Origin of the sequence: Shinella zoogloeoides, from assembly GCF_003574625.1 — a bacterium.
In the GTDB taxonomy this organism is placed as follows: domain Bacteria; phylum Pseudomonadota; class Alphaproteobacteria; order Rhizobiales; family Rhizobiaceae; genus Shinella; species Shinella zoogloeoides_A.
Genome location: NZ_QNUJ01000019.1, coordinates 24,809 through 31,365 on the forward strand (window position 1 = coordinate 24,809; position 6,557 = coordinate 31,365).

At 63.9% G+C, this 6,557-nt stretch carries 5 protein-coding genes and 1 pseudogene; 5 read left to right on the forward strand and 1 reads right to left on the reverse strand.

Features of this window, described 5'->3' with window-relative positions; all coding sequences use genetic code 11:
- Nucleotides 1-3 precede the first annotated feature (3 nt).
- Nucleotides 4-1,164 (forward strand): FAD-dependent monooxygenase, encoded by a 1,161-nt coding sequence (locus tag DSD28_RS25480; protein ID WP_119259242.1) that lies wholly within the window; start codon nt 4-6, stop codon nt 1,162-1,164.
- A gap of 192 nt (nt 1,165-1,356) precedes the next feature.
- Here DSD28_RS25480 and DSD28_RS25485 read toward each other — a convergent pair whose 3' ends face one another.
- Nucleotides 1,357-2,547 carry a cystathionine beta-lyase gene (locus tag DSD28_RS25485; protein WP_119259243.1) on the reverse strand — a complete coding sequence of 397 codons (1,191 nt, stop codon included), beginning with the start codon at nt 2,545-2,547 and terminating at the stop codon, nt 1,357-1,359.
- Between the two features lie 354 nt (nt 2,548-2,901).
- Here DSD28_RS25485 and DSD28_RS25490 point away from each other — a divergent pair, with 354 nt between their 5' ends.
- From DSD28_RS25490 to DSD28_RS25505, 4 genes and pseudogenes are all read left to right on the forward strand, one after another.
- Nucleotides 2,902-3,930, forward strand: a complete 1,029-nt coding sequence (locus DSD28_RS25490; RefSeq protein WP_119259244.1) for an amino acid ABC transporter substrate-binding protein — start codon at nt 2,902-2,904, stop codon at nt 3,928-3,930.
- A 91-nt stretch (nt 3,931-4,021) separates the two neighbouring features.
- Nucleotides 4,022-5,230, forward strand: a complete 1,209-nt coding sequence (locus DSD28_RS25495; protein WP_119259245.1) for an amino acid ABC transporter permease — start codon at nt 4,022-4,024, stop codon at nt 5,228-5,230.
- A 1-nt stretch (nt 5,231) separates the two neighbouring features.
- On the forward strand, nt 5,232-6,386 hold the full coding sequence (locus DSD28_RS25500) for an amino acid ABC transporter permease (RefSeq protein ID WP_119259246.1): 1,155 nt from the start codon (nt 5,232-5,234) through the stop codon (nt 6,384-6,386).
- A gap of 16 nt (nt 6,387-6,402) precedes the next feature.
- Nucleotides 6,403-6,557: pseudogene (locus tag DSD28_RS25505) on the forward strand (amino acid ABC transporter ATP-binding protein); the annotation flags it as partial.

Below are 6,557 nucleotides of genomic sequence, written 5' to 3' on the forward strand. Positions count from 1 at the left end.
CCCATGTCTTCCGTCAAATCCGTAACGATCGTCGGCGCCGGCATTGCCGGCCTGACGACGGCCCTTGCGCTCGCCCGCAAGGGCATCGCCTCGCATGTCCTCGAACAGGCCCCCGCGCTTGCGGAGGTCGGCGCCGGTTTGCAGCTCTCGCCGAATGCCTCGCGCATCCTCGCCGATCTCGGCCTTCTCGATGCGCTGCGCGCCCGCTGGACCGAGCCGGACCATATTCTCCTCTCCTCCGGCCTCTCGCTTGCGCCCCTCGCCTCGGTTCCCGCCGGCGCGGCGGCCGAGAGCCGCTGGGGCGCGCCCTATGGGGTCCTCCACCGCGCCTCGCTGCAAAAGGTCCTCATCGAGGCCGTTCGCGCCGAACCGCTGTGCACGCTGACGATCGACGAGCATATCGCAAATGCCGAGGCCGCTCTTTCGCTGGCTCCGGCGGATGTCCTGATCGCGGCGGACGGCGTCTGGTCGCGCCTGCGGAGCGCGGTGCCGGGCGCCCTGCCCGCCCGCTACTCCGGCAATGTCGCCTGGCGCTTCCTCGTGCCCTATGAAGCCGCACCGTCCTTTCTCGATCCGCGCACGGTCGCGGCCTTCCTCGGGCCGAATGCCCATCTCGTCGCCTATCCGCTCGCCGAAACGGACGTCTTCAACATCGTCGCGATCCATGCCCAGCCGGACGCGCCGGCCGAGGGCTGGCTGCGCAAGGGCGATGCGCGGACGCGCGGCCGCCTGCTGGATGCCTTCAAGGGCTGGCACCCGGATATCCGCGGCCTCCTGCCGGATGCGCAGGATCCGCTCGTCTGGCCGCTCTTCGGCTGCCCGGACGGCGCATGGACGGATGGCGGGAAAACGGTGCTGATCGGCGATGCCGCCCACGCCATGACGCCCTTCGCGGCGCAGGGCGCGGCGATGGCGATCGAGGATGCTGCCTTGCTCGCCGAAAGGCTGGCAACGGCCATGGACATCGGAGCGGCCCTCGACGGCTTCGAGAAGACCCGCCGTGCGCGTGTTTCGCGCGTGCGCAGCCGCGGTGCGTTCAACCGCTTCGCCTATCATGCTCGCGGCCCGGTCGCGCTCGCACGCAACATTGTCCTGTCGCTGCGCAAGCCGGAAAGCCTCGCGGCGGATTTCGACTGGCTTTACGGGTATCGCACGCCGGAGTGAAAGAGCCCCTCATCCGCCTGCCGGCACCTTCTCCCCGCAAGCGGGGAGAAGGAGAGGATGTGATGCCTTGCTCATCTTAATCGTGATACTTTCAGGGAACCGGTTCCGGCGAACGGAAGCCGGCGCGGCAAAGTCCCTTCTCCCCGCTTGCGGGGAGAAGGTGCCGGCAGGTGGATGAGGGGCAATCCTGCCCTATACCGCCCGCGCCGCGGCCAGCCCGCGCTCGATATCCGCCTTGATATCCTTCACGTCCTCGAGGCCGATCTGCAACCGCAGCACCGGCCCCTCCTCCGGCCCCTTGGCCACCCGGCGGTCGCCAAGATACACGTGCACGGCAAGGCACTCGAAGCCGCCCCAGGAATAGCCGAGGCCGAAAATGCCGAGCGCATCGAGGAAGGCATGGGCCTTGGCCTTGTAGCGCTCCGGCGAGCCGCCCTTCAGCACGATGGAGAAGATGCCGCTCGCACCCTTGAAGTCGCGCTTCCAGAGTTCGTGGCCCGGGAAGCTCGGCAGGGCCGGATGCAGAACGCGCGAAACGTCGTCGACGCCCTCCAGCCAGCGGGCGAGCTCCAGCGCGCTTTCCTGGTGCCGCTCCAACCGCACGCCCATGGTGCGAAGGCCGCGCAGCACCTGGTAGGCATCGTCCGGCGAGGCGCAGGTGCCGAGCGTGATCTGGGTCTCGTGCAACTGCTCCCAATGGGCGGCATTGGCCGAGACGGTGCCGAACAGCACGTCCGAGTGCCCGGCCGGATATTTCGTCGCTGCATGGATGGAAACGTCCACGGCGAAATCGAGCGGGCGAAAATAAAGCGGCGTCGCCCAGGTATTGTCCATCGTCACGACCGCGCCGTGCTTGTGGGCGGCGGCGGCGATGGCCGGGATATCCTGCATCTCGAAGGTGTTGGAGCCCGGCGCCTCCGTATGCACCAGCCTCGTGTTCGGCCGGATCAGCGCCTCGATGCCCGCGCCGATCATCGGATCGTAATATTCCACCGTCACGCCGAGGCGCTTCAACATCGTGTCGCAGAAATGGCGGGTCGGGTGATAGACCGAATCGACGATGAGCGCGTGGTCGCCGGCCGAAAGATAGGCGAGGAACGGCACGGTGACGGCGGCAAGGCCCGAGGGCACGAGAATCGTTCCGGCCGACCCTTCCAGCTCGTCGATCGCCGCGCAGAGCGCATCGGTCGTCGGCGTGCCGCGGGTGCCGTAGGTGTATTTCTGCCCGCGGTTTTCCATGGTCGCGGCATTGGGGAAGAGCACGGTCGAGGCGTGGACCACCGGCGGATTGACGAAACCGTGAAACTCGGCCGGGTCGTTTCCGGCATGGGCAAGGCGGGTGTTCACGCCGGCGCCGGCGAGGATTTCGTCTCTGTTTTTCATGGGTTCGGTCCGGGAATTGCGAGAAATGTGGAGGCGCCGACTTTTCGCCAGAGGACCTCTGAGGTCAACCCCAATACGAAAGGATAAAGACGCGAAAACCCGCCCTTGAAGGCCGATTGCGCGATTTTTTGAGCGATTTACTGCACAAATCCACGCTTTTCCGCCCAAAATTCCGCCATTCGGCGGCAAAATCGGAATCGTGGCCGGAAAATGGCGACCCTCCCTTGACCCTGCGTCATTTTGAGCATGAGATAAGCAACCTCGCACCGGGAGGGTAGCGAGTTCCGCAGGCGTGCCCTTTTAGGGAAGAGGGGCCGGCGGATAAAACAAGACAACAGAAAAAGGTTGTAAAAAATGGCAAAAAAAATCGTGACGGCGCTCGTCGGCGCCGCCGTACTGGGGCTTGGCGCAACGGCATCTCAGGCTGACACGCTTTCCGACGTGAAGGCCAAGGGCTTCGTCCAGTGCGGCGTGAACGGCTCGAATCTCGCCGGTTTCGGCGCGCAGGATTCGGCGGGCAACTGGTCCGGTCTCGACGTCGATCTCTGCAAGGCCGTGGCCGCCGCCGTCTTCGGCGATGCCACGAAGGTGAAGTACACGCCCCTCTCGGCCAAGGACCGATTCCCGGCCCTGCAGTCCGGCGAAGTCGATATCCTTTCCCGCAACACCACCTGGAGCATCAGCCGCGATACGCAGCTCGGCTTCGATTTCCGCGCAGTCAACTACTATGACGGCCAGGGCTTCATGGTGAAGAAGGAACTCGGCGTGAAGTCCGCGCTGGAGCTGTCCGGCGCATCCGTCTGCGTGCAGTCCGGCACGACCACCGAACTCAACCTTGCCGACTATTTCCGTGCCAACAACATGGATTTCAAGCCGGTCGTCTTCGAAGCGCAGGACGAGGCGGACGCCGCCTACAATGCCGGCCGCTGCGATGCCTACACGACCGACGCCTCGGGTCTCTACTCGATCCGCCTGAAGATGACCAATCCGGACGACCACATGGTCCTGCCGGAAATCATCTCCAAGGAGCCGCTCGGCCCGGCCGTCCGCCAGAACGATTCCAAGTGGTTCGACATCGTGACCTGGTCGCATTACGCGATGGTGGCCGCCGAGGAATTCGGCATCACGCAGGCCAATGTCGAGGAGATGAAGAAGTCCGACAACCCGGACATCAAGCGCTTCCTCGGTGAAGAAGCCGACAGCACCATCGGCGCCGACCTCGGCGTGCCGAAGGACTGGGCCGTGCAGATCATCAAGGCCGTCGGCAATTACGGCGAATCCTTCGAACGCAATATCGGCGAAGGCTCCCCGCTCAAGATCGCCCGCGGCCTGAACGGGCTGTGGACGAAGGGCGGCCTGCAGTACGCTCCGCCGATCCGCTAACCGGATCGACCACATCGGGAGGGCAGAAAACTGCCCTCCCCTTTAATGAAACGCTCGGAAAACAGGGCGAAAACAACGTCAGGGGAAATGCATGGCTCTTGCGGATGCCCGAACAGGGTCCGGCGAACCGCCGAAGGTATCTCTACTCTACAATCCAGCGCTGAGAAGCGTCGTCTATCAGATCGTGACGTTCGTGATAATCGTCGCCGCCGTCTGGTATGCGTGGCACAACGTCATCCAGAACCTCGCCCGCGCCAACATGTCGGCGGGCTTTGGCTTCCTCAACAGCCGCGCCGGCTTCGACATCGCGCAGACGCTGATCGCCTATTCCAGCGATTCCACCTATTTCCGCGCGCTGCAGGTCGGCCTCATCAACACGCTCGTCATCGCCGCCGCCGGCATCGTCACCGCGACGATCGTCGGCCTTCTCGTCGGCATCGGGCGCCTGTCGCACAACTGGCTGATCGCCAGGCTCTGCACGGTCTATGTGGAAATCTTCCGCAACATCCCGCCGCTGCTGGTCATCTTCTTCTGGTATCTCGGCGTTCTCGCCCTGCTGCCGTCGATCCGCAGCATCTTCCAGCATGTGCAGGAAAACCCCGACGCCGCATTCTTCATCTCGAACCGCGGCATCTATATGCCCGCGCCGGTCTTCGGCGAAGGTTTCGGGATCGTGTTCGGCGCCTTCCTCCTTGGCATCTTCGCGGCGATCGCCTTTACGATCTGGGCGAATGCGCGCCAACGCGCCACGGGCAAGCGCCCGCCGGTGCTCTGGGTCAATCTCGGCCTGATCGTGCTCCTGCCGCTCGTCGTGCATGTGCTGATGGGCATGCCGCTCTCGCTCGACTATCCGGTCCCCGGCTCCTTCAACATGAAGGGCGGCATGGTGATCGGGCCGGAATTCCTGGCGCTCTATCTCGCGCTCTCGCTCTACACGGCCTCGTTCATCGCCGAGATCGTGCGCGCCGGCATTCGCGGCGTGTCGAAGGGCCAGTCGGAGGCGTCCTATGCGCTCGGCCTTCGTGCCGGGCAGGCAACGCGGCTCGTCGTGCTGCCGCAGGCGCTGCGCATTATCATCCCGCCGCTCACCTCGCAATATCTCAACCTCATCAAGAACTCCTCGCTCGCGGTGGCCGTCGGCTATGCCGACCTCGTCGCGGTCGGCGGCACCATCCTCAACCAGTCCGGCAAGTCGATCGAGATCATCTCGATCTGGATGCTGATCTATGTCTCGATCAGCCTCATCACCTCGCTGTTCATGAACTGGTTCAACGCCAAGATGGCCCTGGTGGAGCGCTGAGATGACCGAGACCACGACCTATGTCCGCGAGCGGTTCCTCGAAGCGGAAAAGCCGCCGGCCTCCGAGGCGTCGGCCTTCGCCTGGATCCGCAACAACCTGTTCGCCTCGTGGAAGGACAGCATCCTGTCCATCCTCGCCATCACGGCGATCCTCTACTACGTGCCGAAGGCGCTCAACTGGCTTTTCGTCTCCGCCGTCTGGACCGGGGCGGACCGCACGGTCTGCCTCACCACCGACCAGGGCGGCCAGTTGCCGACCGGCTGGAGCGGCGCCTGCTGGGCCTATGTGAACGACCGCTTCGTGCAGTTCATGTTCGGCTCCTATCCCCGCGACGAGCTGTGGCGGCCGCTCCTGGTGGTCGCGCTGTTCGTGGCGCTGCTCGTGCCGTTCCTGATGCCGAAGGTGCCGCGCAAGGGACTGAACGCTCTCCTGCTGCTCATCGCCTTCCCGCTCGTTTCCTTCTTCCTGCTGCTCGGTGGCTCGTTCGGCCTGCGGCATGTGGAGACGTCGCTGTGGGGCGGGCTGATGGTGACGCTCATCCTCTCCTTCGTCGGCATCGTCGTCTCGCTGCCGGCGGGCATCCTGCTGGCGCTCGGGCGGCGCTCGCGCATGCCGGTGATGAAGACGGTCAGCGTCGTCTTCATCGAGCTGATCCGCGGCGTGCCGCTGATCACGGTCCTCTTCATGGCGAGCGTGCTGCTGCCGCTCTTCCTGACGCCGGGCAACAATATCGACAAGTTCCTGCGTGCCCTCGTCGGCGTGTCGATCTTCGCCTCCGCCTATATGGCGGAGGTTATTCGCGGTGGTCTTCAAGCCATTCCGAAAGGGCAATATGAAGCGGCCGACGCTCTTGGTCTAAACTACTTCCACAAAATGACCTTCGTCGTGCTACCGCAGGCCATCAAACTCGTGATACCGGGCATCGTGAATACCTTCATCGGCATGTTCAAGGATACGTCCCTCGTCACGATCATCTCGATGTACGACCTGCTGGGCATCGTGAAGGCGAGTTTTGGGGATTCGGGCTGGATCACCCCCGTCACGCCGCTGACGGGCCTGATCTTCGCCGGCTTCGTGTTCTGGATTTTCTGCTTCGGCATGTCGCGCTACTCGGCTTTCGTGGAACGCCGGCTCGACACGAGCCACAAAAGATAACTGAGAGGAAACAACAATGGCTAACCAGGCCCAGGCGCAAAAGATGGAAGTGTCCGCAACGGACGTCGCCGTCGAGATCACCAACATGAACAAGTGGTACGGCGACTTCCACGTTCTGCGCGACATCAACCTCAAGGTCATGAAAGGCGAGCGCATCGTCATCGCCGGTCC